The organism is Glutamicibacter sp. AOP12-B1-11, assembly GCF_052379245.1.
In the GTDB taxonomy this organism is placed as follows: domain Bacteria; phylum Actinomycetota; class Actinomycetes; order Actinomycetales; family Micrococcaceae; genus Glutamicibacter.
This window is the reverse complement of sequence record NZ_JBQSYL010000010.1, coordinates 60,433-86,532: the sequence shown is the minus strand read 5'-3', so window position 1 is coordinate 86,532 and position 26,100 is coordinate 60,433. Positions and strand designations below refer to the sequence as shown.

The window sequence follows — 26,100 nt, the reverse complement described above, 5'->3', positions numbered from 1 at the left end:
TGGCTACTCCTAGTAGTTGCGCAATAGTCGGTCAAGGACGCGGGTTCCGAACTGCAGCGCCGAGATCGGCACCCGCTCGTCAACTCCGTGGAACATTCCGGTGAAATCAAGATCCTTGGGCAGCTGCAAGGGGGCAAAACCGTAGCCGGTGATCCCCAGCTTCGCCAGCGCCTTATTGTCGGTGCCGCCGGAGAGCATGTAGGGCAGGACCACCGCCTCGGGGTCCTCGGCCACCAGCGCCTGAACCATCGAATCGACCAGCTCGCCGCCAAAGTGCACCTCCAGCGACTGCTGGTCTTGGAGCAGCGTGAGCTCCACGTGCTCGCCGGCCAGCTCGCGCAGTTTCTCGATGGTGGATTCGTGCTCCATGGGCAGGGTGCGGCAATCGATCAGCGCCTCGGCATAGCCGGGCAGCACATTGTGCTTGTAGCCGGCCTTGAGCACCGAGGGGTTTGAGGTGTTCTGCAGGGTGGCGCCGACGAAGCGGCTGGTATCCCCCAAGGCCTGCAGCAGCGGTGCGGGGTTCGCTTCGTCGAATTCGGTGCCGCAGATGACCGCCAGCTCCTCGAAGAGCGCGCGGGTGGTTTTCGTGTAGGACAGTGGCCACTGGTATTCACCGATCCGGGCCACCGCGGCGGCCAGGGCCGTCACCGCGTTGCGCGGATTGAGCTGCGAGCCGTGTCCGGCCACCCCGTGCGCGGCGAGCTTGATCCAGGCGATGCCCTTCTCCGCGGTTTGCACCAGGTAGGCGCGTTGCCCGGCGATCTCGGTGGAGAATCCGCCGACCTCGCTGATCGCTTCCCCGGCCCCGGCGAAGACCTCCGGATGCTGCTCCACCATCCACATCGAGCCCCAGTCGCTGCCGGCCTCCTCGTCGGCGAAGAAGGCGATGACCAGATCCCGGCGCGGGCTGATCCGCTCGCGCATCAGCCGCCGGATCACCGCGACGATCATCGCGTCCATGCCCTTCATGTCCACCGCCCCGCGGCCCCAGATCATGCCGTCGATGAGCTCGGCGCCGAAGGGGTCCACGGACCAGTCCGCGGCGATCGCCGGGACCACGTCCAGGTGCCCATGCACCACCAGCGCCGGCAGGCTCGGGTCGCTGCCGGGGATCCTGGCGATCAGGTTCGCGCGTCCCGGCGCGGATTCGTGGATTGTCGAGGCCAGGCCGACCTCGGCGAACAGCCCCGCGATGTAGTCGGCGGCCTCGCGTTCGCCGCGGCTGTTGTTCTCGCCGAAGTTGGTGGTGTCGATGCTGATCAGCTTGCGGCAGATCTGCACCACTTCTTCTTGCATAAGCTCATAGGCGTGCGTGCTCGGCATCTTTGGATCCTCTGTTCGCGGTGGCGGCCTCGGTTGCTATCCACCCTAGTTCCCCACGGCCCATGGCGCGTTGGCCGCGCTAGCCATGGAGCCTGCGGTAGGTGGTTGCGGCCGCCGGATGCAGCCGCTGCCCGCCGGTGGAGATCAGCGTATCGGGGGTGAGGTATTGGATGCCGGCGCTATTGCGCGGGATCAGTTCGCGCGCATGGTCCACCAAGAGCTCCACGATTCCCGCCGCCACCGGGGCCGGCAGCGCGGCGTTGGCCATCAGCAGGTTCGCCACTCCCACGGTGTCCACCTCGGCCACCCCCGGATAGGTATGACGCGGGATGATCACATGCTCGTAGAGCCGCGGATGCTCCGCGCGCAAGGCCGGCAGCACCCCCGCCAGATCGATCAGCCGGAGCTGCATAGTCCGCCCCAACGCCGTGATGGAGCTGACCGGGATGCCGCCGAAAAGCAGGAGCGCATCGATCTCCCCTGCTTCCAGGGCCTGCAGTCCGGCCACATAGCCCAGTTGGCGTTCTCTGGGCTGGGTTCCCTCCTCGTCCAGCCCGGCGGCGGACAGGATGCGCTGCCCGGTCACCCAGGTGCCCGACCCCGGCGCCCCGGTGCCCAGCCGCTGGCCGGAGAGGTCCGCCAGCGAGCGGATCCGGCTCCCGCGGCGCACGATGCAGTGGTAGTAGTTCTGGTAGACCCGGCCCAGCGCGACCAGCGAGGAATCCGCGGAGCGCTCGTGCTGGGCCACGGTGTCCGCCAGCGCCAGCGAGAGCCCGGCCTTCCCGTTCTCCAGCAGCTCGAGGTTTTCGACGCTCGCCTCGGTCACCAGGGCTTCCGAGTGCGCGGCGATGCCGTAGCGGACCAGGGCCGCGGCGAGCAGGTTGGCGAATTCAAAGTACATGCCCCCGCTTTCGCCGCCGGCCACATCCAGCCGCTCGATCAGCGCGCCCCTGGTGCAGGAGGCCAGCGCCGGCAGGCCCAGGGCGCCCAGCCCGGCCCAGCGCAGCACGCTGCGCCGGCTCGGGTTCCGGTGCTCAGCCAGCTTGGCCACCCCCGCCCGGCGCCTGGCCGCGTGGCATCAGCAGGCTGAAGCACAGCCCTCCGCCTTCGGCCGCCGCGACGCGCAGCTCTCCGGCGTTGGCGCGGGCCAGGCGCTCCACGATCGCCATGCCCAACCCGGTGCCGGGGGTCGCCCCGGCCGGGTCCGCGCGCCAGAACCGCTCGGACACCTGCGCTAGCTGTGCTTCGCTCAGCCCGGGGCCGTGGTCGCGGATGCTGATCTCGACGAGTTCAGGCGTGGCCCGCAGGGTGGTTTCGATCGGCGTCCCGGCGGCATATTTCAGGCAGTTCTCATAGAGTTCGGCGAGCATCTGCTGCAGCTCGAACCCGTTGCAGGCCAGCAGGACCTCCGGTTCGTTCCCGGATTCCAGCAGCAGCTGGGTGCCGCTTTGCCGGGCCGCCGAAGACTGCCGCTCGATTTCCTCGATCAGCAGTTCGCGCACCTTGACCGTTTCGACCTCCGCCGTGCGGGCAGCCGGGGTGCGGTCCGCCGCCTGCTCGGAGAGCCGATGATCCGCGCTGGCCAGCCGGAGCACCGCGTCCAGCAGCGACTCCACCCGGTGCAGTTCCTTCTCCACGGCCTGCACCGCCTGCGGATCCGCAGCCGCTGGGAGGCGCAGCTTCAGCAGATCCACCCGCAGGCGCAGCGCCGCCACGGGATTGCGCAGCTGGTGCGAGGTTTCGGCAATCAGCTCCCGCTGCTGGGCCAGGCTCGCGGTCATCGCATCGGACATCTTGCTGAAGGAATGCGCCAATTCGCGCAGCTCCGGAGGCCCGGCGGCTTCCAAGGGGGTCGAGGTCTTCGTCTTGGCCAGTTCCTTGGTCGCTTCATTGAGCCGGTGGATCGGCTTGAGCACCCAGGCGGTGACCCGGTCCGCGAGCAGCAGCAGCCCCGCCCCGGCCGCGATGCTCAACAGCACCACCCAGATCCATCGCTGCAGCACCAACCGGCGGGAGATGTCGAGGTTGACTTCCAGCAGCGCCGAGCCGAGCACCTGGGTGGAATTGCCGAAAGGGCGCGCGATCAGCGCATTGCCGGTGGCGAAGGGGTTGATCGCGGGGATGTCGGTATGCGCGAGGTTCAGCTCGGTATTCTCCAAGGCCCGCGCCACCTCCGGCCTGGTGGGATCGAGCTGGCCGGAGGTCAGCGTTTCGGTGCCCAGGCGCACCAGCAGAGCCTCGTCATAGAGCTTGGAATAGGTGTCCATTTCCAGCTGCAGCTTGCCGTGCTCGGCCTCGGCTTCGGCCTGGGCGCCCAACTGGATGAATCTATTCAGCGACGCTTCGCGGCTCAGCCGCAGCTCCTGGGCCGCATCCACGCTCGCGCTCTGCATCAGCACCGCGGAGACGATCACGACCAGCAGGGCCAGCAGCGATCCCAGAATGGCGATGACGCGCAATCTCATTGGAGGTTTGCCTCGAGGCGGTAGCCGACACCGCGGACGTTGATGATCATTCCGGGACGCTCGAGCTTGGCGCGCAATCCGGTCAGGTGCACGTCCAGCGAGCGGGAAACGGCTACGAAGGCATCTCCCCAGAGGGCATCAAGGATCTGCTCCCGGGTGACCACCGAGCCGGCATGCTTGGCCAGCAGCGCGAGCAGGTCGAATTCCTTGGCGGTCAGGTTCAGCGCCCGCGCCCCCAACCGGGCCTCGCGTTTGTCCAGGTCGATGCCCAGCTCCCCTACCTGCAGCAGGGCGCTGACCGGTGAGCTCATCCGCGACCGGCGGGCCACCGCCTCGATGCGCGCGAGCAGCACCGTCAACCCGATCGGCTTGACCAGATAGTCGTCGGCGCCTTGGCGCAACCCGCGCACCACGCTGCGTTCGTCGTTGCGGGCGCTGAGGATCACCACCGGGGTGGTGGTCACCAGGCGCAGCTTGCGCAGCACCTCCAGCCCATCCATATCCGGCAGGCCGAGGTCCAGCAGGATCATGTCCGCCTCGCGGTGCCGCAGCAACGCGTCCTCCCCGCGGGTGACGCATTCGGCGGTGTGCCCGGCAGCTGCGACGGCGTCGGCAAGGGCCGTGGAGACGGCGTCGTCATCCTCGACGATGAGCAGCTGCAAGGCCACGTCCTTTCAAATCTTGGTGCACCACGCACTGTGAAGCACTTTATCAGCTGGTTTCGGCGGCTTGCCGGCCCGCTGCTTTCCTAAGATTCACTTAAGAGTTGGCGCACGCCTTGGTTATGTCGCGCATCACCCATACATTAGATCTGTCTCTCTAGTGGCAGTGATGAAGATCAACGTCGATTCTTGCTCACACCCGCTGGTCCGAGGCATCCCGGTACTCGCACCGGATACGAGCAAAAACTTTAAGGACTTCATTCATGGCCGAACAGCATCAACCGGGCGCCGAGAGCGCGCCGGTGCACGCCGACCACGACGGCGGCAGAGCACCAAAATGGAAGATTGTCGGCCCCGGACTGGTTGTCGCGGCAACCGGTGTGGGCGCCGCCGATATGGTCGCGACCCTGGTGGCCGGCAGCCAGTACGGCTACGCCCTGCTGTGGGCGGTGATCCTGGGCGTCATCCTGAAGATCGTTCTGGTCGAAGGCGCCGGACGCTACACGCTGGCCACCGGCCGGACGATCTTCGAGGGCTGGAAGTCCCTGGGCCGCTGGACCACCTGGTACTTCGGTCCCTACATCATCCTCTGGGGCTTCGTTTACGGCGCCACCGCGATGAGCTCGGCGGCGATGCCGCTGGCGGCCCTCTTCCCCGCAGTGGACCTCAAGATATGGGCCGTGCTGATGGGCCTTGCCGGCTTCGCCATGGTCTGGTTCGGCCGCTACTCCTTCTTCGAGAAGGTCACCGCGGTCCTCGTGGGCATCATGTTCGTCACCGTCGTCGGCTTGGCGATCATCGCCGTGCCGAACGTGCCGGAAATGCTCAAGGGCCTGGTGCCGATGATCCCGTCCGGCGGCGTGGTCTACACCCTGGCTCTGGCCGGCGGCGTCGGCGGCACCATCACCCTGGCCGCCTATGGCTACTGGCTGCGTGAAAAGGGCTGGAACACCCCGAAGTGGATGCGCGTGATGCGCATCGACAACTCGATGGCCTACGTGATGACCGGCATCTTCGTGCTCGCCATGCTCGTGGTCGGCGCCGAGGTCGTTCGCTCGGCCGGGGTATCGATCTCCGCTGGCGACCGCGGCCTGCTGGACCTGGGCGAGGTGCTGAACGAGCGCTACGGAACGTTCGTCGGCACCGGATTCCTGGTGGGCTTCTGGGCCGCCTCGTTCTCCTCGATCATTGGCGTGTGGAACGGCGTATCGTTGATGTTCGCCGACTTCTGGGGCCACATGCGCAAGAAGCCCGCCGGCCACAAGGACACGCTGACCGGCGGCAAGTACTTCAAGTTCTACGTCCTCTGGCTGACCTTCCCGCCAATGGTGCTGTTCCTTTTGGACAAGCCCATCGCGCTGATTCTCGCCTACGGCGTGCTCGGCTCGCTGTTCATGCCGTTCCTGGCGATCACCCTGCTGGGCCTGCTCAACGGCAAGCGCATCCCCAAGGGATGGGCGAACCGCTGGCACACCAACACGGCGCTGGGCATTACCGCGCTGCTGTTCATCTCGCTGGGCCTCCAGCAGCTCTGGAAGAACATCGCTCCGCTCTTCGGCGGTTAGCCAATCTCCATCTAGGCCACCGGCCCGAGTTCCATACTCGGGCCGGTGGCCTTTTTCATGCGCCAACCCGGCAACTGCGGTTAGGCTTCAAGTACGAAGCTAGGAGGATCCATATGGGCCAGAGTCCACACCCAGCGGTGGCAGAAATTGAACGCATTGGCATCCTGGGTGCCGGCCGGGCGGGCACCGCCTTGGCTCGTGCGGCCGCGTCGGCCGGCATCGCGGTGAACATCGCCTCCTCACGGCCCGTGGGCCAGATGAAATACCATCTGGCCCAGTATGCTCCGCAGGCCCAGGCGGTGCCGGCCCAAGACATCGGTGCGGGCGTCGACCTCGTCGTCCTCATGGTCCCCCAGGAGGACCTGGACGAGGTGGCGCAGGACAGCCTGGCGGATCTGGTGCTGCTGGATGCGACAAACCGCTGGCAGGACGAGCCCTTGCCCGACTGGCTCGAACTCAGCCTGCGGGCCGGGCTATCCAGTTCCGAGGCCATCGCCGCGCATTTCCCGGAGTCCCGGGTCGTCAAGGCGCTGAACCACATCAGCCACTGGGATTTGGACTCCGACGGAGCGGCAAAGACCGAACAACGACGCGCGCTCGCGATCGCCACCGATGATCCCGAAGGCGCCGGGCTCGCCGCGGCTTTGATCAGCGCGCTGGGCTACGAGCCCGTTCGCCTGGCCGATCTTGCCGCCGGCCGCTGGATGGAACCGGAGGGCGAGATCTTCAATCAGGTACTTGGCGCCGAGCAGCTACGGGAGATCGTGCAGGCCTAAGCCGCATCCGGCAGAACAAACTGGACCACGGCGACAGGGTGGCGCAAACCTTCGCCAGAGCCCAGAAATCGGCCGTTTTGCTGTGACGCTCAACACTGATTCGGTGAAAATTAATGCGAAACTACTGATCAAACCCGAGTTTCCCGCATGATTCCGCGGATTTTGGAGCCCTGGTGGCCAATCCTGCCCGATTGGCAAACGCCGCCGGACGGTGGTAAAGTTTTACTTCGTTGCCAGCGATAACAACGCAGACAACGCATAACCTGCGCGGGTGGCGGAATAGGTAGACGCGCTAGCTTGAGGTGCTAGTCCTCGCAAGGGGGTAGGGGTTCAAGTCCCCTTTCGCGCACAGGTGAAATCCCCGGTTGACTTCGGTCAACCGGGGATTTTTTATAACTACTACCGTCGGCAATCTGAGGGTTAAGTCCCAACTAGGCGATCACCGAGGATTCATCTCAGCTCCGGCTCAGTTATTCAGGCGAAAACCCGCTCGTCTTAGTTGGATTAGCATCCCGGCGCCGGTAGAATAGTAGACACCAACACTTGCAGGAGCGCACATGTCTACACTTGAAATGCGATCTGGTTGGGTGGAAGAAGCCACTCACAGCGTATACCTTGAAGGTTTAACCGTCAGCTCGGAATATGCTGAAGAATCAAAAAATTACGTTGCGGGTGATATCACTGCAGATGAGCTAGTGAGGATTACCCGGGAACGATATGGCCTCAAGTAGTAGTATCGAGGATCCATATTTGACCAGCCCCGATGGAGTTCTGAGGAACTTAGTCGGGGCCGACTCGTATCAAGCGCTCGCTAAGGCTGAAGCCGACCTATTCCACGCACGTGTCGTTCAACTTCGCGACCATGAACTAGTGGAACCAACTCGAGATGCCTGGGAAATAAGAGGCCTCCACAGGCATCTATTTCAAGATGTTTACGATTGGGCCGGCGAGTACCGTACCATCAATATGCGGCGGGGTTCAGGGCAATTTTTTGCGCCCAGTTCTCACATTCCCTTTCTTATCGACAATGTCATGTCCGAGCTGGCGAATCGCAACCATCTCAAAGACTTGGAGAAAGAAGAATTCATTGATTCACTTGCGAAATTCTACGACGAGCTCAACCACATTCACCCGTTCCGTGAAGGAAATGGCAGAGTGCAACGAACTTACTGGTCGAGAATAGCGTTTTCCGCCGGTTGGTATTTGGTTTGGCAGCCTATACAAGGTAACGAATTGAACGAGACAAGTAGAATCGCAAGGGAAGATCTGAATCTAGAGCCTTTGCGTCGGGCTCTGGATAAATGTGTCACGGCCGTACCCCCGGTTTTAAGAACCTGAATTGTTCCACGTACCGTTGCACGGTGATTTATTTACCGCATCTGCTACTTTCATTGGCCCTGAGTCCCCGCCTTCGGTCTGCCCGTCGATGCGTGGGATCAGGTGAGCTAGCGGTTGCCAGCTGTCCAAGTAGGTCTTGCATGACTTCGCTGACTCCTCGGGAGGGCGACCACTGATCTACTCCGAGCACCGCAACGTCCGTGACCGTCGTGTAAGTTGTTTTAGCCATGGTGCAAGTATGGGAAACCCTGCTAGGCGTCTAGGAAGTCCAGGTAGCCCTCGAATAACTTTTTGCGGACTCCCGGCACGTTCGATTCAACGATAAGGTTCAGTTCGTCTGCGTGGTCATGGGCTCGGTGCGGGAAATAGCCGGCAGCGTCGCGTTCACGTTTCGGAAGTAGCTGCATAAATGCCACGGACGTCCACTTCAACAATCGCGGCTGGTCCCAAACATTCCGGTTCAGCACAAAAAGCCTTGTTACATTTGGTTCACGAGAGTTTTCATTTTCCACTGAAACCAATGCGGCAGGATGGCTCCAATCGCGCTGCAATAGTTCAGTTGCAAACCCTAAAAATTCACCGCGCTCATTTGGCCAATCCGTCCTTGTTTCACCTGCCCGCTAGGGTCATACTTTGGTCATGGAGATTGAAGTTCGGTACGTACACGCCGACGACATTTATTCGGTCAGCGTTCCCGACGTTGAAGGCGCTTTGACTCAGGCAAAAACCTGGGAGGAAGTGCCGTATATGGCACGTTCGGTGGTGGCCGACCTGACCGGCGTCGACATTGCGAGCGTGACCGTGGCAAGTGTTATCGAATTGGACGACGGCGACTAGCTTCCACGTTGGGCCCGAAGTTTGCACCATCCTTTGCACGGCCAGCCCAGTTGCTATGGCATGCCCGGCGCTGCCTAAACCATCAGCGCTTCGATATCGCGATCGAATTCGTACGGGGCATTCGTTTCATTTGACCGGACATACCGACCCTTGAATGCTGACCGAATCCAAGGTCAACTCTCCAGAACTCGCTAGGTGGGCACGCAGTTGAGCGAAAAGTTGCTGGAATCGGCTCATCGCCCTTCATTATCTAGTCGACCGGTAGCAGCCTTATACGCGTGGGCGTTCTGGTTGCACCGCCTGCCCGTCCACCAATCCGCTGCACGCCGAGCCAGGCCGAACCAACCCATCGCGGCTATTGGTAATATCGACTCGACCCTCATTTGTCCTACGGTCTTATCCCCGATCCGGCTGGAGCCTCTTTTCATGCGCATCGCCATGCTCTCCCTGCACACCTCCCCCATGCAGCAGCCCGGGTCCGGAGACGCCGGAGGCATGAACGTCTACATCCAGAATCTCTCCTATGCCCTCGGTGCGCTGGGGCACGAGGTGCATATGCTCACCCGCACCGCCGAGCCAAGCAGCAGCGCCGAAGTAACCCCGGGCGTGTGGATGCATCAGGTGCAGGTCGCCGCCGGCCAGGTGCTGAGCAAGGACGAACTGCCGGGTATCATCGATGCGGCCGCCGAGCGGATCGCCGCTCATTTGAGCGAGCTGAAGATCGACATCGTGCACGCGCACTATTGGCTTTCGGGCCTGGTCGGGCGGCAGCTTGCCGCGGCGTGGCAGGTGCCGCTGGTGCTCACCATGCACACCTCGGCGGCGGCCAAGGAGTTCGAGTCCGGACTACCCGAGCCGGAGCTGCGCAAGGAATCCGAGCGGGCATTGCTGGCCCAGGCCGACCGGGTGATCGCCAATACCCCCGTCGAGGCCGCCCAGCTCGAGCGCTTCTACCGGCTCGAACGCGAGCGGCTCGACGTGGTGCTCCCGGGGGTCGACCACCGCATTTTCCACCCGGAGCAGGACAAGCTTGCCCGCCCTTTGGGCGAGGATGACCTGCATCTGGTCTATGCCGGGCGCATGCAGCGGCTGAAGGGGGCGCACCTGCTCATCGAGGCGCTGGGCATTGCCCAGCGCAGCGCACCCGAGCTGCGCATTACCGCCTCGCTCTTCGGCGCGCTGTCCGGCGGCGGCGAATACGACCTGCCCGCCCTGGGCCGCCGCGAAGGCGTCGCCGAGCGCTTGAGCTTCTTCGGTCCGCTGCAGCCGGCCGAACTGGCAGCGGTTTTCGCCAACGCCGATGTGGTCGCCGTGCCATCGCTTTCGGAGACCTTCGGGCTGGTCGCCGCCGAGGCGCAGGCCTGCGGCACTCCGGTGCTGGCCAATCGGGTCGGCGGATTGGGCTACGCGGTGGACGATGGGGTTTCGGGCTGGCTGATTCCCGAACCCTCGGCACAACTGTGGGCGCAGCAGCTGATCGAACTGGCCCGCAATCCGGCGCGGGTGACCCGGGCCGGGCATGCGGCCCTGGAGCATTCGGGCGAATTCACCTGGGAGCGGGCCGCGGTGTCCACGCTGGCCAGTTACCGCATGTCCTGCCAATGCCGTTCCTAAGCGGTTCAGCGCCGCGGCTCGCCGGTGGACGCGGTGATCACCATGTCCTCGAGCTTGGGCAGCGCCGCGGCTAAACGGAGCTCGGCCTCGGCGGTGATCCCTTGGATCTGCGAGAGTGGCGCGTCGGCGACGAGGATCGTTGAGCTGCCCTGCAGCCGGTGCCCCACCCAACGCAATTGCAGCCGCGCGACTTCCAGCACCCCGGGAGCGCCCGCCAGCGCGGTCTGCGCGCGGGAAACCAGTTCGGGCTCGATGCCGTCCATCAGCCGCCGGCCGATGCTTTTGACCGTCCCGGCGAGCAGCACCAGGATCGCCGCGGAAATCAGCAGGCCGATGACCGGATCGGCCAGCGGGAAGCCGAGCATCACGCCCACCGCGCCGAAGACCACGGCCAGGGAGGTGAAGCCGTCGGTGCGCGCATGCACCCCGTCGGCCACCAGCGCGGCCGAGCCGATCTTCTGCCCGACCCGGATCCGGTAGACCGCCACCAGCTCATTGCCGGCGAAGCCGATCACCCCCGCGGCGAGCACCCACCACAGGTTCTGCAGCGGCTGCGGGTTGACCAGCCGCTCGATCGAATGCCAGGCGGCGAGCACCGCGGACAGCGCAATGACCAGCACGATGAACAGCCCAGCCAGGTCCTCGGCCCGCCCGTAGCCGTAGGTATAGCGCTTGCCCGCCGCCTTGCGGCCCAGAATGAACGCGATCCACAGCGGCACGGCGGTCAGCGCATCGGAGAAGTTGTGGATGGTGTCGGCCAGAAGCGCCACGGACCCGCTGAAGACCACCACGATCACCTGCAGCACCGTGGTGGCCAGCAGGATCACCATGCTCAGCTTCAGCGCGCGGATGCCCTCCCGGTTGGCCTCCATGGCGTCGTCGATGGAATCGGCGGCATCGTGGCTATGCGGCATGAACAGCTCGATCAGCCACCCCTTGAAACCGGTGCGGTGCGTGTGCACGTGGTCAGCGGTGGCGTTCACGGCGTAGCTCGCTCGCCGCGGTGGTGCGCGGGCACGCCGCCCAGGGCATGCTCGGCCTGGTAGATCGCGTCGGCCACCAGCTTCCTGGCATGCTCGTTCTCCAGCCGGTACAGCACCTTGGTGCCGTCCTGGCGGGTGGAAACCATCCGGGCCAGCCGCATCTTGGCCAGATGCTGGGAGACCGCAGCCGGGGATTTGCCCACGATGCCGGCCAGCGCGCCCACCGCCATTTCACCTTCGCGCAGGGCCAGGATGATCCGTACCCGGGTGGCGTCGGCGAGCATGGAGAAGACCTCTACCGCGAGTTCCACATACTGGCTGTCGACCTGCAGCGAACAAACTCTCTTATCTGCATTCATACGCACATTATGGCATTACAGGCCTTTCCCGGCTAGGGCCCGCCGCCAGCGGGCGCTAGACCTCGCGGGTCAGCCGCAGCTCGAAGTGCGGCTTGCCCCTGCGCGGATTCCAGCCCTGCACCGCGAACCCCGTGGCGCTGGGCGCAAAGGCCAAGTCCACGACGGCCGGCAGCACCACCGGAGTATGGAATTCGATCTCCCACTCGTAGTTCCCGCTGGCGGGCTCGATCGCCGCCAGCGCGCGGGCGGCCAGGTAGATGCCGTGCGCGATGGCCCCGGGCATGCCCAAGGCCTTGGCGCTCAGCGGGCTGAGGTGAATCGGGTTGTAGTCCCCCGCCACCGCGGCCCAGCGCCGTCCGGTGCCGCCGTCCAGTTTCCAGGCGGCGGTGCGTTGCGGCGGCACAAAGGGCTCATGGGCCTTAGCCGGAGTTTCTCCGCCCAGCCTGACGCCCTTGGCCAGAAAGGTGCTGCGCAGCGTGAGCCGGGTTTCCCCGGCGACCACGATCTTCACCACCAGATCGCAGCAGGCCCCCTTGGCGTGCGGCACCAGGTTTTCGGCATTCACCTCGACGTCGAAGACCTCCTCCTGGCCCAGCGGCTCGATGACCGAGACCTGGTTGCCCAGGTGGATCATGCCCAGCAGCGGCAGCGGGAAGTCACCGCGCAGCATCAGCGACATGGCCAGCGGGAAGGCCAGCGAGTGCACGTACAGGCTCGGAAGCTTGCCGTTGACCGGCGCGCTCACCGCCTGGCGGTAGGCGGCCAGTTTCGCTTGATCCGCGCGGGCGCCTTGGAAGATCAGCGTCACCTCGGGCAGCACCGGATTTTTCGGCTTCCGCGTGAGGGTTTTCACCGCCCGGGCATAGACCGCGGCCATAGTCGGGATTTCGGTGACTAGTTCGGCGCCCATCTAGGCACCCACCAGCGACTGGCCGCAGACGCGCAAGGTCGAACCGTTCAGCCCGGCCGCCGCGTCGGAGCCGAGGAAGGCGATGGCCTCGGCCACGTCCACCGGCAATCCGCCCTGCATCAGCGAGGGCAGCACCAGGCGCGCCACCGTGCGGGTGCCCAGCGGGATCTTCGCGGTCATCTCGGTTTCGATGAACCCGGGGGCCACCGCGGCGATCGAGCCGCCGTGCTCGGCGAACAGCCCCGCGCTGGCGCGCACCATGCCGATCACCCCGGCCTTGCTCGCCGCATAGTTCGTCTGCCCGCGGTTGCCGGCGATCCCGGAGGTGGAGGCCAGCGAGACCACGCGCAGACCCGGCAGCTTCGCGGCGAGGAAGACCTCGTTCATGCGCAGCTGGGCGGAGATGTTCACCGCGATCACCGAGTCCCAGCGCCCGGCGTCCATATTCGCCAGCAGCTTGTCCCGGGTGATGCCGGCGTTGTGCACCACCAGATCCAGCCCGCCGTGCCGGGACAGGGCGTGATCCAGGATCCGCGTCCCGGCGTCCGTGGCGGTGACATCCAGCTGCAAGGTGGTGCCGCCGACCTCGTTGGCCACCTTGGCCAGCGCATCCCCGGCGGCCGGCATATCCACCAGCACCACCTGCGCCCCATCGCGGGCCAGCGTGCGGGCGATGTCCGCGCCGATGCCGCGGGCGGCGCCGGTGACCACCGCGACCTTGCCGCTCAGCGGTGCCCGGAAATCTGCCGGAAGCTCCCCCTGCGCGTTCCGCACGCCCAAGAATTGGCCGTCCACATAGGCGCTGCGCCCTGAGAAGAAGAAGCGCAGCGCGCCCAGCGCACTCGGGCTGTCCAGCTGGGTTTCGTTTTCCAGCACGATGCCGTTGGCCGTGGCCCCGGCGCGCATTTCGCGTCCAAGCGAACGGATGACCCCATCGATGCCCTGGCGCACCGCGGCCACCGCGGGAGCATTCTCGGCCAGCGCGGGACGGGAGAAGGAGACCAGGCGCGCCCCGGGGACCAGCTGGCGCAGCGCGGCGCCGGTACTCAGCATCAGCTCCGAGAGCTGTTCGGGGTCGGTGAGCTCATCGAGCAGCAGCACGATCCCGCCGAGTTTGCTCTGCCCCGCGTCGTGCCGGCGTACGTCCAGCCCCCAGGAGACCAGGGTGTCGCACAGCTGTTGGGCGCGTGCGGAGGCGCCGAGCACCAGCACCGGGCCGGGCAGCAGCGCGGTGTCCGGGGTGTAGCGGCGCAGCCGCGGCGGACGGGGCAGCCCGAGCAGCTTGGCCAGCTTCTTGGTCATTCCGCTATTAACTAGTTCCAGGTACTTATCTGCCATTTAGCTTCGTGCCTCCAAGATTGCCACTACGCCCTGTCCGCCGGCGGCGCACACCGAAATCAGTGCGCGCCCCGACCCCTTTTCATGCAGCATTTTCGCGGTGCTGGCGATCAGCCGCCCGCCGGTGGCGGCGAACGGGTGCCCGGCGGCCAGCGAGGAGCCGTTGACGTTCAGCTTAGCCCGGTCGATGGAGCCCAGCGGCGCATCCAGCCCGAGCTTTTCGCGGCAGAACTCCTCCGATTCCCAGGCCTTCAGCGTGGCGAGCACGGTGCCGGCGAAGGCCTCGTGGATCTCGACGAAGTCGAAGTCGCCCAGGGTGAGGTTATTGCGCTCCAGCAGCCGGGCGGTGGCGTAGGCCGGGGCCATCAGCAGCCCCTCGGCGCCGTGCACGAAGTCCACCGCGGCGGCCTCGAAGTCCACGAAGTTCGCCAGCATCGGCAGGTCGTTGTCCGCGGCGAACTCTTCGCTGCCCAGCAGCACCGCGGAGGCGCCGTCGGTCAGCGGGGTGGAGTTCGCCGCGGTCATCGTCGCCTCCTCGCCCAGGGTTTTGCCGAAGGCCGGCTTGAGCTTGGCCAGCTTTTCCATGCTCGAGTCGGGACGCAGGTTATTGTCTCTGGCCAGGCCGTTGAACGCGGTGAGCAGGTCGTCGAAGAAGCCGCGCTCGTAGGCGGCGGCCAGATTCTGGTGGCTGGCCAGCGCCAGCTCGTCCTGTTCCACCCGGGTGATGCCCCAGGCGTGGGTGGTGATCGCCTGGTGCTCGCCCATGGACAGCCCGGTGCGCGGTTCGCCGGTGCCCGGAGCCGAGGGGGCCAGATGCGCCGGGCGCAGCTTGGACAGGGCGGTGAGCTTGGCCTTGGTGCTGCGCGCGCGGGAGAGTTCCAGCAGCACCGCGCGCAGCCCCTCGGAGACGACGATCGGCGCGTCACTGGTGGTGTCCACCCCGCCGCCGATGGCCGAGTCGAGCTGGCCGAGCTTGATCTTGTTGGCCAGCGAGCCGATGGCCTCCATGCCGGTGGCGCAGGCCATCTGCACGTCGTAGGCCGGGGTGGCGGCGTCCAGCGAGCTGCCGAGCACCGACTCGCGGACCAGGTTGAAGTCCTTGGAGTGTTTGAGCACCGCGCCGCCGGCCACGGCGCCCAGGCGCGCACCCTGCAGGCCGAAGCGGGCCACCAGGCCTTCCAGTGCTGCGGTGAACATGTCCTGGTTCGAGACGTTGACGTAGGCGGTGTTCGAACGGGCGAAGGGAATGCGGTTGCCACCGATGATGACTGCATTGCGCACTGGCTGGTCGGCCATGAAGGAACTCCTAGGGTTGTGAGAAGTATTACTGTAACCAAGAGTACATGATACTCTGGGTTACGTGAACAAGATCACCCCAGATATCGACTCGGCTACCGACGGGCGTTCGGCCCGCTGGCAGGCGCACCGCAGCCAACGCCACGAGGAGCTGCTCAAGCTCGCCCGTAAGGCGGTGCACAAGCTCGGCCCGCAGGTCTCCATGGAGGAGATCGCGGCGCACGCCAAAACCTCCAAGCCGGTGTACTACCGCTACTTCGGCGACAAGGAGGGCCTGCGCCAGGCGCTGGGCGCCGTGGTCATCTCCGACTTCCGCGACTCCATCATCGCCGCCGGGCTCGCCGAGGGCGACGAGGCCGGGGCGCTGCGCGCGATGGTCACCGCTTATTTGGAATTGGCCAAGGGCAGTCCGAACCTGTACTTCTTCGTCACCGCGCAGACCCCGGATGTGCTCACCGCCCCGGATCGCGCGGCCACCGGCTCCACCGGGGCGCTGAACGCCTTCTTCGACGAGGTCACCTCGCTGATGAACGAACGGCTCAGCGCGCACTTCGCCGCGCACACGCTCGCCCCCTCCAGCGCCACGGCGCTTTGGCCGCGCGCGGCGCTGGGCATGATCCGCTCCGCCGGGGAACTCTGGCTGCGCCAGCCCGAGGCGCCGGGCAAGCCGAGCCTGAACGAACTAGCCGAGGCGCTGAGCGGCTGGCTCACCCACGGCATCTCCACCAACTCCCGCTCCTAGCATTCGAAAGGCCCCACTTATGACCAGCATCAATGTCCAAGCCCTCGCCGAACAGCTGCTCGGCCCCTACGCCGAGATCCGCAAGGCCTCCCGGGCCCGCGCCGCGGACCCGAAGCTGCAGCGCGACCCCGCCTGGTCCATGGATGAGCACCGCGAGCAGGTGCTCGGCCAGCTGAAGATCCTCGTCGAGCAGCAGGCCGTGCAGCGCGCCTTCCCAAAGGAATTCGGTGGGCAGGATGACCACGGCGGATCCATCGCCGCCTTCGAGGAACTCGTCGCCGCGGACCCCTCGCTGCAGATCAAGGCCGGGGTGCAGTGGGGGTTGTTCGCCGGCGCCATCCTGCACCTGGGCACCGCCGAGCACCACGCCAAGTGGCTGCCCGGCGCGATGAACCTCCAGGTTCCCGGCGCCTTCGCGATGACCGAGATCGGCCACGGCTCGGATGTCGCCGCGGTGGCCACCACCGCCACCTATGATCCGGACAGCGAAGAATTCATCATCCACACCCCCTTCGCCGCGGCCTGGAAGGAATTTTTGGGCAACGCCGCGCTGCACGGCACCGCCGCCACCGTGTTCGCCCAGTTGATCACCAACGGCGTCAACCACGGGGTGCACTGCTTCTACGTGCCGATCCGCGACGCCAACGGCGAGTTCCTGGACGGCATCGGCGGCGAGGACGACGGGCTCAAGGGCGGGCTGAACGGCATCGACAACGGCCGGCTGCACTTCAGCCAGGTGCGCATCCCGCGCGGCAACCTGCTCAACCGCTACGGCGATGTCGCCGCCGACGGCAGCTACAGCTCCCCGATCTCCTCCCCGGGCCGGCGCTTCTTCACGATGCTCGGCACCCTGGTCCAGGGCCGCGTCTCGCTGGACGGCGCGGCCACCGGCGCGGCAAAGATGGCCCTGCAGATCGCGGTGACCTACGGCAACCAGCGCCGCCAGTTCAACAGCGTCTCGGACACCGAGGAGACCACGCTGCTGGACTACCAGCGCCACCAGCGCCGGCTGCTGCCCCGGTTGGCACGCACCTACGCGGCCAGCTTCGCCCACGATGAGCTGCTGGACAAATTCGACGCGGTCTTCTCCGGCCGCGAGGACACCGACGAGGACCGCCAGGACCTGGAAACCCTCGCCGCGGCGCTCAAGTCGCTGAGCACCTGGGATGCGCTGGACACCATCCAGGAGGCCCGCGAGGCCTGCGGCGGCGCCGGCTTCATCGCCAAGAACCGCTTCACCCAGCTGCGCGCGGACCTGGACGTCTACGTGACCTTCGAGGGCGATAACAACGTGCTGCTGCAGCTGGTGGGCAAGCGCCTGCTCACCGACTACGCCGCGGAATTCCGCAAGCTCGATACCGGGGCGATGGCCCGCTACGTGGCCAAGCAGGTGGGCACCACCGCGCTGCACCGCTCGGGGCTGCGCAGCGTCGGCCAGGCCTTCGTGGACATCTCCGATGAGCGCAAGAGCGCGAACTTCTTCAAGGATCCGGAGAACCAGCGCGAACTGCTCACCGACCGGATCAATGCGAAGGTGGCCGAGGTGGCCACCGCGCTGCGCGCCGCCGGCAAGGACAAGCTCAAGGCCGCCAACGCCTTCAACGAGAACCAGGAGCTGCTCATCGCCGCCGCCCGCGCGCACGGCGAGCTGCTGCGCTGGGAGGCGTTCACCGCCGCGCTGGAGAAGATCTCCGACGAGCCGACCCGCGAGGTGCTCACCTGGCTGCGCGACGTCTTCGCGCTGAGCGTGATCGAAGACGATCTGGGCTGGTTCCTGGGGCACGGCCGGCTGTCCATGCAGCGCGCACGCACCCTGCCGGGCTACATCAACCGGCTGCTCGCCCGCCTGCGCCCGCACGCCCAGGAGCTGGTCGACGCCTTCGGCTACACCCAGGAGCACCTGCGCGCGGAGATCTCCAGCGGCATCGAAGCCGAACGCCAGGATGAGGCGATGGCGTACTTCGCCAAGCTGCGCGCCAGCGATCAGGCCCCGGTCAGCGAGAAATCGCTGAAGAAGGCCAAGGCCTAGCTGCTCAAGCAGGCCCGCCGGCGGATTGCTCCGCCGGCGGGCCTGCTTCATTTAAATTGGCTGCGCGAGCGCAACCAGGATCCCCTCGGGCCCGCGCACGTAGGCCATCTGCCAGCTGTCCTGGTACTCGCCGATGCCGCCGACCAGCTCATAGCCCTCGGCCTGCAGCCCGGCGACCATGCCGCGCAGGTCCTCCACCTCAAAGGCGACGTTGCGGATGCCCAGTTCGTTGGCCATCGCCTCCGGCTGCCCGGGCCCGTGGTCGGGCCGCTCGAAGCTGGACAGCTCGATCCCCGTGGCACCGTCCTCGGCCAGCAGCATCACCACATTGGTGCGCGATCCGGGGATTCCGCAGACGGTTTCCAGAAACTCGCCCTCCATCCCGTCCACGCGCCCGGCGACGTGCATCCCCAGGCTCACAAAGAATTTGGTCACCGCATCCAGATCGGCGACGGTGATTCCCACATGGTCGAACTTCTTGATCCGTGGCATGGCGCATTCCCTTCGGGTTTCGTATGGCGCAAGTCCACATGCTACGCCCGCCCGGGGCCGGGCACCACAGCTGCTCAGGTTTTCTGCTGAGCAGAAGTCATAGCCGCCCGATGATCGACGCGGTCGACTCGACCGAGGCGAACCCGCCGCCCGATAAGTTGGTGGCGCTCACCTGCGTGAGCTGTTCGGCGCTAATCTTCAAGCCGTCGTCACCTGCGAGATCGAAGGTATGGCAGGCATCGATGGCCACCTGCGTGTTGAAGCCCAGGTTTCCGGCCATCCGCGCCGTGGTCTCCACGCACATATTGGTTTGAATGCCGCACAGGACGATGCGGCTGATGTTCTGCCCGGTGAGCCAACTTGCCAGATCCGGGGTGCCGTAGAACGAAGAATTCACGGTTTTAGTGATCCTGACGCTCGGAACGACATGTGCCAGGAACGGCTTCAGCTTCGACGTTGCGTGCTGCGGGTGGAACGTTGAACCGATGAGCTTGGAAGTGTGGGTGACGATGACGATCGGCAAACCGCGCTCTTGCCAGCAGGCGAGCAGCCTTTGCATATTCGTTTCGGCCTCGGGGTTGTTTCGCCTCCCCCAGTGCTCGGCGCAGTCGAAAGTTTGTTGCACGTCGATCATTACCAGTGCAGGATGTGCCGATGGCGCGGATTGGTCGATGATGATTTCATTCATGGTTACTACTTTGCCGCCGGAAAGGCGCATACCGTGAGCGGCAGTTTTGACACTGTTCGATGATTTACCGCCATATAATTGGGTGATGCTCACCGTAGCCCTTTTGCTCATGCCAGGATCTAGACTTTTTGACGTCGCCATCGTCTCCGAGACCTGGGCAACCGAACGAATCTCGTCGCCGCCCTTGGATCTGGAGCTTCGTCGATGCTCCGCTGAATCGGGGCTCGTAGAGCTGACCGACGGGGCTACCTGCGCCGCGAATGGATCCCTCGAGTGGGCAGCACACGCGGACGTGTTGCTGATCCCCGGGTTAGGCAACGCCCGCAGCATTCCAGATGCCAAATACCTGCGAACCATCAGCGAAGCGCACCAACGCGGGGCAACCGTCGCTTCGCTCTGCTCGGGCGCCTTCGTCTTGGCGGAGACCGGCCTGTTGGATGGACAGAGCGCAACCACGCACTGGGCCTTGGCCGATGAATTCGCCCAACGATTTCCGCAAGTCGAGGTGGACCCCTCGGCGCTCTTCGTCGGCGGCAGTCGCGTCTGGACATCGGCCGGCGTCGCCGCGGGCATCGATTTGAGCATCCACTTGATCCGCCAGTTGTGCGGCGGAAAGATCGCCACAACGGTTTCTCGTTCCATGGTGATGGCACCGCACCGCGCCGGAGGGCAGGCACAATTCGTCCGCACTCCGGTAGCCCTCAAGGATGCCGATGGGCAGGCACTTCACGCCGTGCGCAGCCTGCTGCAAGAAGATCCAAGCCAATCCCGAACCGCCGCTGACTATGCCAGGCGCGCCTGCATGTCCGAACGGACCTTTCTACGACGCTTCGCTGCGGAAACGGGAACCACACCGCAGCAATGGGTGATGCGGTGGCGCGTCGATGAGGCCAGCCAATTGCTTGAGGACAGCACCAACTCCATTGCCGAGATCGCACGGGCGGTCGGCTATGCGACACCCGTCTCCTTCCGCCAGAGATTCCGGGCGATCAAGGGAGTGGCCCCGGCGGAATACCGCAAGGCTTTCCAGCTGCGGGGCTAAAATGGAGCCCCTGGCTACCACCGGCCTGCCCGCGGAAAATCGAGACATTCCAGCAGCAATTCTGCGCAACGCGAGCAGCGTGACGCTCTGCAAGAGCTTTTGAAATAGTCCAGGGCCCGCCTAGTTGCTGCTCTTCGCCGCTTCCAGCGCCCGGTAGGCATTGATCAGCGCGGCGGTTTCGATTGCAGATTTGACGTCGGGCATGGAGATGACGTGCTGCTGGTGGTAGCCCATATCGATCAGCACCGCGGGACCATCGCCGGTGATGAACCCCCTATCCGAAATATCCGACCGGTATCCCCAGCCTCCGTAGTCCAACGCCTTGATGTCTTTGATATGAACGCCTTTGATGCCGGCATAGTCCAGCTTCATAACCTTCCAAAAGCCGGAGGCCACGAACCGGGTTCCCGCCGAATCAACCACAAAGGTCCCGGCGAAAAAGATCCAGCAGATGGCTCCCGCGACAATCGAGGAAAAGACGATGTAAAACTGATCCATATACCAGCCGACAAGCACCGCCAGCAGCGCAAACGCCACCAGCAGATAGCGCAGCGGCGTCACCCGCAACGGGATTTCGTGGACTGCGCGGTGCGCAGCGCGCTCCTCCTGGGTTCTTGATGCCGAGGAATCCGGATCATTGGCTAGTTCATCGGCCCGAACAGCTTCCACGCTTTGCTCGCGCACGATCTCCTCGGGACGGTAGGCCATAGCGGTTGCAAATCCTGCCAGGACGGAAACGACAATGGCTCCGGCAATCACCGAACTGGAAAACGCAGCATGTTCTGCGGTCACGCGATCGATTTGGCCGGCTACGAGGGCGAGGAACAGGCCGGCAACCATGGAACTCAAGGCTACGCCGAAGCCCAGTCCGATGCGTGCAAGCATGAGCGAATGCGCACGCAGCAAAATCGCCGACCAGCATATGGCAACGCCAACAAACACCGTCAGCAGCACGGTCGATATGGCCACGTTGGCGAGCGTGGCAAACTCGTCAACCTCCCCCCTGCCGTTCCAATGAACCGCAAGCTTTGCAGGTAATCGGCTTTGCACGCTGTACATCCACCCGCAAGCACTCAGCGCCAAGACCAGCAACCCGACGATGCTTCCGATAGCCCAATTTCTGCTGTACGTCTTCTTCTGTTCCGCCACGGCGCCCTTTCGCCTACCAGACCCTAAAGCCCATTCATTAGAATGAACATTACCAAGTGAAATAGGAGTCTTACAATAATCTACGGATCCCATGTCGAGCACTGGAAGGACTTCAAGACGAGTGCCGAAAGTAACGCGGCAAGGGATCCGCTCGTAGCTCCCAAAGTCATAACGCTCGCTCCAGGATGAATCGAATCCGGCATTTAATTCCTTGATGGCAATCCGCTCCAACTCGGCGATGCTTGCTTCAGCAAATCCGGATGCGATCTTTTGCCGAGAGCAAACGCTTCTTCAGCGCCGGCATCAAATTCCGCGGCATCCCTTCCTGCGCCATAGGCTTGGCGCCTGCACGCTCCCCTGTCTCGAAGATCGGAAGGCTTTAATTACCCCCTACGCTCCAGCGGAAAGTTGCCCCTCTTCTTCTTGGCTAAGCTGCCATACGGAACCAAGCGGTTGCCGTTGAGCTCGGCGGTGCCGGCGGATGGGTTAGCTGTCAGCGTTACGGGACCAATGCTGCATGAGTCTTTGCTGGGCTTGCTGTTCGCTCAGTCCTGAAATCTCTTGTGCCGACAGATGAAGTTGTTCTATGAGCGCAGCTTCCATCCACTCGGGCAGGACAGATCCCCGTGCGGGTTCAGGTGTGGCTTCAACGGATTCGTAGAGCCGTCCCATCTGGACAATGACGTCTTTGAGCGATTGGATCTTCGGGTCATCGCCCATGCGTGCGACCCGTGAGGTGAGCTCATCGTAAACTTCGCCATCCGAACGGGCGCCAACAGCCCAGACCTCAGAAATATCAAGAATTGGGCGGCCGGATGCGTCTTCGGTAATGCGCCATACGATTCTCCAGTCGCGATCGCCAACGACCAACTTGCGGAAACCGACTAGCGCACCGAGCAAAGGCTCGCCAGCCTCAGGAGATTTTTCGAGCAGCAGCATCTTCTTGAACACGGATCGCACGATCTGCGGATCCTTGTTGTGAAGACGGTACAAATCAGATACTGCGCCTTCAGTTAGCCGGACGATGCACAGGCGCTCTTGAGGCTGCTTCACGAATTATCAGACTGGCCTTCTTCGGCATTTTCCGCCTCAAGCTCTGCGCGGTTCAAATCAAAGAATTCCATCGCTTGGTCAAGAGTCGTGCGTACGCCGCTATCGGTGGCAAAGCGTGCCATCACCAGCGCAGCATCGCGGAGGGTGTCACGGTCATGGCGCAGCTGAGCGATTTCCTTGGCGGAAACGACTTCGGCCACAACCTTGCCATGGCGCGACAAAGAGGTATCCCGGCCTTCTTCGGCGGCGGCGACAAGCGCAGAAAGTCCCGCGCGTGATGCTTCGGTGATACTCAAAGTAGTCATATGAAAACTATATAGATTTCTACCTAGATTTTCTAGTGGGCGCGTTGACTCGTAATAAACCTCCGGCAAAATACCTCTTGCTTCTCGGACTCTGCGGGTATCTGTTCAGCAGCATGGGACTGACAATGAGCGCACGCAAACAAGTCACCAAGCAACTCGCGAACAGCTACCGGCTCGGCGCTAAAGCCGGGAAAACACGGATCCTGGATGAACTGGTCGAAATCACCGGCTGGCACCGCGACTACGCCCGCTGCGCCCTGCGAGAAGCACTGAAGCCCGCCAAACCACGGATCATCAAAGCAGGCAGGAAACCGACCTACCCGGCCGACCTGCAACCCGGCCTGATCCTGTGCTAGGCCGTCCTGCGTGGCCCAGCGTCGAAACTGCTGACGGCTTCCATGCCGCCTCTGGTGCCGATGCTGCGCGCCGAGAAAGCCCTGGACGTCACTGACGATCAAGCCGCTCTGCTGATCAAGATGAGCGCGTCAACCATCGACCGGCGCCTGGCTAACGAACGCCGGAAGATGATCCTTCATGGCAGGTCCCATACCAAGCCTGGCTCGCTCCTCAAGTCCCAAATTCCCATTCGCACGTGGGCCGAATGGGATGACGCGGTACCCGGATTTGTCGAGATCGATTTGGTGGGCCATGAAGGCGGCAACAGCCAAGGCGAATTCTGCTTCACCCGGTCCCGGTCAGGGAACAAGAACGACGGGGCGCACGTGGAACAGAAGAACTGGTCTCGGGTTCGTGAGCTCGCGGGTCACCAGCGCTACGACAGTCCCGAAGAGCTGGTATTGCTGAATCAGATTTGGGAGCTGGACCGGGTGTTCACGAACTATCTTCTGCCGCAGCAGAAGCTGCTGCACAAGACTCGCAAAGGGGCCAAGGTCATCAAGGTGCATGACCGGCCGGCGACTGCTCACCAGCGTGCGGTAGCGCATCCGGAAGTGAAGAAGATGCCGGTGATTCGGATGAACGGGCAGTTCAAGAAGATACGGGTCATGGCGTTGTCGCAGCAGATCTTTGGGTTGACCGGCAGCCTGGAGCGATTGTCGATATCTAAGTCCGGGTCCTCGGCCCGGCAGGCGAGAAAGGCCTCACGATGAGAAACCTGTTTCCCGGACGTTTTCACCTGACGCAACGCATCAGAGTTCCCGGAGGTATTGACATGACGCAACAGGGCCATTACTCCGAAAATAGCCCGAAAACACACAATTTATGAGACACCCAATCCGGTGCGACAAGGCGAAGGAACTGCCGGGATGGTATGAAAAAGTCGATCCGTGCCTGCCGCACTCCATCGTGATGGACACCGGAGACGGACGGACCTACCGATCCCTGGCACCCCCAGCGACCGGAATAGTCCGAGATATTGCCCCACCGGTCATCCACCTGCCCAAGCATCAACGAGAGTAAGCAACTTGACTGAAGTTGTCCTGCCTGAAGCACAGCCACAGGCCGCTAAGCAACGCGCCTCAGCGCATTCACGAGCGTGCGCGAGAACTGTTGTGAGTTATGCGGTGTCGAGCTCTTCAAGGCGCCCTTTTGGAAGCGCTAGGACGTATACGGTGGCAAAGACGATAAAAACGAGCACAAACGACAATAGTCCGATACCCGCACTCTGGGCGTTGGAACCATTGGGTTCTTGTCCAATGGTGCTCATAACTGACCCAAGCCCAACACCAAGCACTGCATAGGCGAATGATTCCGTGCACACGACGATCGATTTTTCAATCTGATACCAGTGTCCAGACACGAAGAATCCCCTCGCGGTGACACCTCCAACGATGAATGCCACCGTCGCGATGATGCAACAGGTCACGAACATGCGCAATGCTGATCCGTAGCCAACCCCGTCCGGTCCGACATGAATTGCCACATGGTCCGGAATCCACGGGCTGGCCAGCCAATAGGCCAGCAGCGTCAAAGCGATAGACAAACTAGGGGCGAGAATGAATAAAAATCGAGTTCCAGCAGGGCATGCGATATGAGATTTGTCGGTATCCACTAGGCTTTTAGTCATTTTCACCTCCCATCGGCATCGAGTGATCGTCCTGCTAAGATCAGCAGCAACACCTTTTAGCCTACCGGAATGAGAAAGACCATGCTAGCGCCAACACTTATTTCATTATTTTTGACGCTGGTATTTATTGGGACTTACCTCGGGGAACGCCAGGACCGGAAGCGAACTCATTCCAAGGAGGACAAGTTTTTTAGAAACTGGGCCATCATCGCATTCTGGATCGCGCTGTTCTTCACGGTCGTATTTGCACTCGGGCTCTTCACGAGGCTGGCAAATTAGCTGTTCAATTAGTTGAATCATGAGTACGCTCAGCGCTTACGTAGTAGCCATGAAGTGGCAGGTAATCTCGCGATTGGTGAGTGAACCAAATTCTCCACGCGGACACTTAATTGCTCGAAGTTTGCCAGCGTCTCCCCTTCGGCTAGTTAGGCCCGTGGCCAACGAACTAAACACGCAGAGGCAGTGATTTCACATTAATTATAGGAATGCGCTCACACCAGTAAGCTACGTAATCGTTCGCGATAGGAATAGAGTTCTTCTGCAGCGCAGGCAGGGCACGGGCTATCTAGACGGCTACTGGTCAACTGCTGCCGCAGGTCATGTCGAAGCGGGTGAGTCGGCCATCCAAGCTGCGGTTCGTGAGACGCGTGAGGAACTCGGGATCGAGCTGGATGCCATGCAGCTCAAGCCGCTCACCACCGTCCACCGGCCGCAGTCCAGCAACGAAACCGCCGGTGGTCGAATCGATTTCTTCTTCGAATGCACCACGTGGACGGGTGTGCCTCAGATTATGGAGCCGCACAAAACCTCGGCGCTTACTTGGTTCGACCTTTGCGAGCTGCCTGGCAAAGTTGTTCCGCACGAGCGCTACATCCTAGAGCGGCTGGGCAACGACCTTCCGGCCATAATTGCCGCCAACTCCCTCATGGCGCAGTAATTTACGCTGGATCCGCCGCCAAGGGTTGGGCACCTCCATGGGAGTGGAATGCCTCAATATCTATCGTCGAAGTTGCGCCTCGGTCTCCGAGGCGGCACGCGGATGTGCGCGTGCCCTCCGGTCCAAGGATTACGCGCGCTTCGCCGCGGCGATAGGGCTAGTTCTCTG

General features: G+C 63.5%; 30 protein-coding genes and 1 tRNA gene. 15 read left to right on the top strand and 16 right to left on the bottom strand.

Annotation, left to right across the window (positions count from 1 at the left end):
- Positions 1 to 9: 9 nt before the first annotated feature.
- The 4 genes from ACT3UQ_RS07855 to ACT3UQ_RS07840 form a co-directional block, all read right to left on the bottom strand.
- A complete protein-coding gene (locus tag ACT3UQ_RS07855) occupies positions 10 to 1,326 on the bottom strand; it encodes a M20/M25/M40 family metallo-hydrolase (RefSeq protein WP_105649141.1) in 1,317 nt (438 codons plus the stop codon).
- A gap of 79 nt (positions 1,327 to 1,405) precedes the next feature.
- Positions 1,406 to 2,377, bottom strand: coding sequence for a TAXI family TRAP transporter solute-binding subunit (locus ACT3UQ_RS07850; RefSeq protein WP_258133860.1), 972 nt, complete (start codon positions 2,375 to 2,377; stop codon positions 1,406 to 1,408).
- Positions 2,361 to 3,791 (bottom strand): sensor histidine kinase, encoded by a 1,431-nt coding sequence (locus ACT3UQ_RS07845; protein WP_444636877.1) that lies wholly within the window; start codon positions 3,789 to 3,791, stop codon positions 2,361 to 2,363. The genes ACT3UQ_RS07850 and ACT3UQ_RS07845 overlap by 17 nt, the downstream gene beginning before the upstream one ends.
- Complete coding sequence (locus tag ACT3UQ_RS07840; RefSeq protein ID WP_105552482.1) at positions 3,788 to 4,453, bottom strand: response regulator transcription factor; 666 nt, start codon at positions 4,451 to 4,453, stop codon at positions 3,788 to 3,790. The genes ACT3UQ_RS07845 and ACT3UQ_RS07840 overlap by 4 nt, the downstream gene beginning before the upstream one ends.
- A 263-nt stretch (positions 4,454 to 4,716) precedes the next feature.
- Here ACT3UQ_RS07840 and ACT3UQ_RS07835 point away from each other — a divergent pair, with 263 nt between their 5' ends.
- From ACT3UQ_RS07835 to ACT3UQ_RS07815, 5 genes are all read left to right on the top strand, one after another.
- On the top strand, positions 4,717 to 6,018 hold the full coding sequence (locus ACT3UQ_RS07835; protein WP_105552102.1) for an Nramp family divalent metal transporter: 1,302 nt from the start codon (positions 4,717 to 4,719) through the stop codon (positions 6,016 to 6,018).
- 113 nt (positions 6,019 to 6,131) lie between these two features.
- Positions 6,132 to 6,794 carry an NADPH-dependent F420 reductase gene (locus tag ACT3UQ_RS07830; protein WP_105552101.1) on the top strand — a complete coding sequence of 221 codons (663 nt, stop codon included), beginning with the start codon at positions 6,132 to 6,134 and terminating at the stop codon, positions 6,792 to 6,794.
- A 265-nt stretch (positions 6,795 to 7,059) separates the two neighbouring features.
- Positions 7,060 to 7,143 (top strand) — tRNA-Leu (locus ACT3UQ_RS07825).
- A 208-nt stretch (positions 7,144 to 7,351) separates the two neighbouring features.
- Positions 7,352 to 7,525 (top strand): antitoxin VbhA family protein, encoded by a 174-nt coding sequence (locus tag ACT3UQ_RS07820; RefSeq protein WP_176484109.1) that lies wholly within the window; start codon positions 7,352 to 7,354, stop codon positions 7,523 to 7,525.
- A gap of 19 nt (positions 7,526 to 7,544) precedes the next feature.
- Positions 7,545 to 8,132, top strand: coding sequence for a Fic/DOC family protein (locus ACT3UQ_RS07815; RefSeq protein WP_181148249.1), 588 nt, complete (start codon positions 7,545 to 7,547; stop codon positions 8,130 to 8,132).
- Positions 8,133 to 8,383: 251 nt separating this feature from the next.
- Here the strand turns inward: ACT3UQ_RS07815 and ACT3UQ_RS07810 are convergent, their stop codons facing one another.
- Positions 8,384 to 8,548 (bottom strand): hypothetical protein, encoded by a 165-nt coding sequence (locus ACT3UQ_RS07810; RefSeq protein WP_181148250.1) that lies wholly within the window; start codon positions 8,546 to 8,548, stop codon positions 8,384 to 8,386.
- 223 nt (positions 8,549 to 8,771) lie between these two features.
- Here ACT3UQ_RS07810 and ACT3UQ_RS07805 point away from each other — a divergent pair, with 223 nt between their 5' ends.
- Together ACT3UQ_RS07805 and ACT3UQ_RS07800 are read left to right on the top strand one after the other, a co-directional pair.
- The gene (locus tag ACT3UQ_RS07805; protein WP_444636876.1) at positions 8,772 to 8,969 is read left to right on the top strand and encodes a type II toxin-antitoxin system HicB family antitoxin; all 198 of its coding nucleotides are present in this window, start codon (positions 8,772 to 8,774) and stop codon (positions 8,967 to 8,969) included.
- Positions 8,970 to 9,395: 426 nt separating this feature from the next.
- Entirely contained in the window at positions 9,396 to 10,583 is a 1,188-nt protein-coding gene (locus ACT3UQ_RS07800) for a glycosyltransferase (protein ID WP_105552098.1), read from the top strand.
- A 5-nt stretch (positions 10,584 to 10,588) separates the two neighbouring features.
- Here ACT3UQ_RS07800 and ACT3UQ_RS07795 read toward each other — a convergent pair whose 3' ends face one another.
- From ACT3UQ_RS07795 to ACT3UQ_RS07775, 5 genes are read right to left on the bottom strand one after another with little or no spacing between them, the layout of a single operon-like run.
- On the bottom strand, positions 10,589 to 11,566 hold the full coding sequence (locus ACT3UQ_RS07795; RefSeq protein ID WP_308729548.1) for a cation diffusion facilitator family transporter: 978 nt from the start codon (positions 11,564 to 11,566) through the stop codon (positions 10,589 to 10,591).
- A complete protein-coding gene (locus tag ACT3UQ_RS07790) occupies positions 11,563 to 11,925 on the bottom strand; it encodes an ArsR/SmtB family transcription factor (protein ID WP_105552097.1) in 363 nt (120 codons plus the stop codon). The genes ACT3UQ_RS07795 and ACT3UQ_RS07790 overlap by 4 nt, the downstream gene beginning before the upstream one ends.
- A 55-nt stretch (positions 11,926 to 11,980) precedes the next feature.
- On the bottom strand, positions 11,981 to 12,835 hold the full coding sequence (locus ACT3UQ_RS07785) for a MaoC family dehydratase (protein WP_444636875.1): 855 nt from the start codon (positions 12,833 to 12,835) through the stop codon (positions 11,981 to 11,983).
- The gene (locus ACT3UQ_RS07780) at positions 12,836 to 14,173 is read right to left on the bottom strand and encodes a 3-oxoacyl-ACP reductase (protein WP_444636874.1); all 1,338 of its coding nucleotides are present in this window, start codon (positions 14,171 to 14,173) and stop codon (positions 12,836 to 12,838) included.
- Positions 14,174 to 15,469: an acetyl-CoA C-acetyltransferase gene (locus tag ACT3UQ_RS07775; RefSeq protein WP_444636873.1), complete on the bottom strand. Its 1,296-nt coding sequence runs from the start codon at positions 15,467 to 15,469 to the stop codon at positions 14,174 to 14,176. It abuts the gene before it with no gap.
- Positions 15,470 to 15,533: 64 nt separating this feature from the next.
- On the opposite strand from ACT3UQ_RS07775, the gene ACT3UQ_RS07770 reads away from it, so the two are divergent.
- Positions 15,534 to 16,211: a TetR/AcrR family transcriptional regulator gene (locus ACT3UQ_RS07770; protein ID WP_105552093.1), complete on the top strand. Its 678-nt coding sequence runs from the start codon at positions 15,534 to 15,536 to the stop codon at positions 16,209 to 16,211.
- A gap of 19 nt (positions 16,212 to 16,230) precedes the next feature.
- Complete coding sequence (locus ACT3UQ_RS07765; protein ID WP_444636872.1) at positions 16,231 to 18,240, top strand: acyl-CoA dehydrogenase family protein; 2,010 nt, start codon at positions 16,231 to 16,233, stop codon at positions 18,238 to 18,240.
- A 51-nt stretch (positions 18,241 to 18,291) separates the two neighbouring features.
- Here the strand turns inward: ACT3UQ_RS07765 and ACT3UQ_RS07760 are convergent, their stop codons facing one another.
- Together ACT3UQ_RS07760 and ACT3UQ_RS07755 are read right to left on the bottom strand one after the other, a co-directional pair.
- Positions 18,292 to 18,732 carry a VOC family protein gene (locus ACT3UQ_RS07760; protein WP_181150321.1) on the bottom strand — a complete coding sequence of 147 codons (441 nt, stop codon included), beginning with the start codon at positions 18,730 to 18,732 and terminating at the stop codon, positions 18,292 to 18,294.
- Between the two features lie 97 nt (positions 18,733 to 18,829).
- A complete protein-coding gene (locus ACT3UQ_RS07755; protein WP_444636871.1) occupies positions 18,830 to 19,513 on the bottom strand; it encodes an isochorismatase family protein in 684 nt (227 codons plus the stop codon).
- Between ACT3UQ_RS07755 and ACT3UQ_RS07750 the strand changes: the two genes are divergently transcribed.
- On the top strand, positions 19,506 to 20,462 hold the full coding sequence (locus ACT3UQ_RS07750) for a GlxA family transcriptional regulator (protein WP_105649146.1): 957 nt from the start codon (positions 19,506 to 19,508) through the stop codon (positions 20,460 to 20,462). The two genes, ACT3UQ_RS07755 and ACT3UQ_RS07750, sit on opposite strands and share 8 nt — an antisense overlap.
- A gap of 120 nt (positions 20,463 to 20,582) precedes the next feature.
- Here ACT3UQ_RS07750 and ACT3UQ_RS07745 read toward each other — a convergent pair whose 3' ends face one another.
- The 3 genes from ACT3UQ_RS07745 to ACT3UQ_RS07735 form a co-directional block, all read right to left on the bottom strand.
- Positions 20,583 to 21,611 carry a DUF1648 domain-containing protein gene (locus ACT3UQ_RS07745; RefSeq protein WP_105649147.1) on the bottom strand — a complete coding sequence of 343 codons (1,029 nt, stop codon included), beginning with the start codon at positions 21,609 to 21,611 and terminating at the stop codon, positions 20,583 to 20,585.
- A gap of 486 nt (positions 21,612 to 22,097) precedes the next feature.
- Positions 22,098 to 22,664 (bottom strand): type II toxin-antitoxin system RelE family toxin, encoded by a 567-nt coding sequence (locus ACT3UQ_RS07740; protein WP_444636870.1) that lies wholly within the window; start codon positions 22,662 to 22,664, stop codon positions 22,098 to 22,100.
- On the bottom strand, positions 22,661 to 22,969 hold the full coding sequence (locus ACT3UQ_RS07735; protein ID WP_444636869.1) for a type II toxin-antitoxin system Phd/YefM family antitoxin: 309 nt from the start codon (positions 22,967 to 22,969) through the stop codon (positions 22,661 to 22,663). Before ACT3UQ_RS07735 ends, ACT3UQ_RS07740 begins: the two co-directional genes overlap by 4 nt.
- Before the next feature lie 125 nt (positions 22,970 to 23,094).
- Here ACT3UQ_RS07735 and ACT3UQ_RS07730 point away from each other — a divergent pair, with 125 nt between their 5' ends.
- The 3 genes from ACT3UQ_RS07730 to ACT3UQ_RS07720 all read left to right on the top strand — a co-directional run bounded on the left by ACT3UQ_RS07730 (position 23,095) and on the right by ACT3UQ_RS07720 (position 24,388).
- A complete protein-coding gene (locus tag ACT3UQ_RS07730) occupies positions 23,095 to 23,325 on the top strand; it encodes a hypothetical protein (protein WP_444636868.1) in 231 nt (76 codons plus the stop codon).
- Positions 23,326 to 23,367: 42 nt separating this feature from the next.
- Complete coding sequence (locus ACT3UQ_RS07725; RefSeq protein ID WP_444636867.1) at positions 23,368 to 24,078, top strand: hypothetical protein; 711 nt, start codon at positions 23,368 to 23,370, stop codon at positions 24,076 to 24,078.
- A 112-nt stretch (positions 24,079 to 24,190) separates the two neighbouring features.
- Entirely contained in the window at positions 24,191 to 24,388 is a 198-nt protein-coding gene (locus tag ACT3UQ_RS07720; RefSeq protein WP_146113989.1) for a hypothetical protein, read from the top strand.
- A gap of 97 nt (positions 24,389 to 24,485) precedes the next feature.
- On the opposite strand, the gene ACT3UQ_RS07715 is transcribed toward ACT3UQ_RS07720, so the two are convergent.
- A complete protein-coding gene (locus ACT3UQ_RS07715; RefSeq protein WP_146113990.1) occupies positions 24,486 to 24,995 on the bottom strand; it encodes a hypothetical protein in 510 nt (169 codons plus the stop codon).
- Positions 24,996 to 25,064: 69 nt separating this feature from the next.
- Here ACT3UQ_RS07715 and ACT3UQ_RS07710 point away from each other — a divergent pair, with 69 nt between their 5' ends.
- Together ACT3UQ_RS07710 and ACT3UQ_RS07705 are read left to right on the top strand one after the other, a co-directional pair.
- On the top strand, positions 25,065 to 25,274 hold the full coding sequence (locus tag ACT3UQ_RS07710; RefSeq protein WP_444636866.1) for a hypothetical protein: 210 nt from the start codon (positions 25,065 to 25,067) through the stop codon (positions 25,272 to 25,274).
- 193 nt (positions 25,275 to 25,467) lie between these two features.
- A complete protein-coding gene (locus ACT3UQ_RS07705) occupies positions 25,468 to 25,932 on the top strand; it encodes an NUDIX hydrolase (protein ID WP_444636895.1) in 465 nt (154 codons plus the stop codon).
- The last annotated feature ends 168 nt before the right edge of the window (positions 25,933 to 26,100 follow it).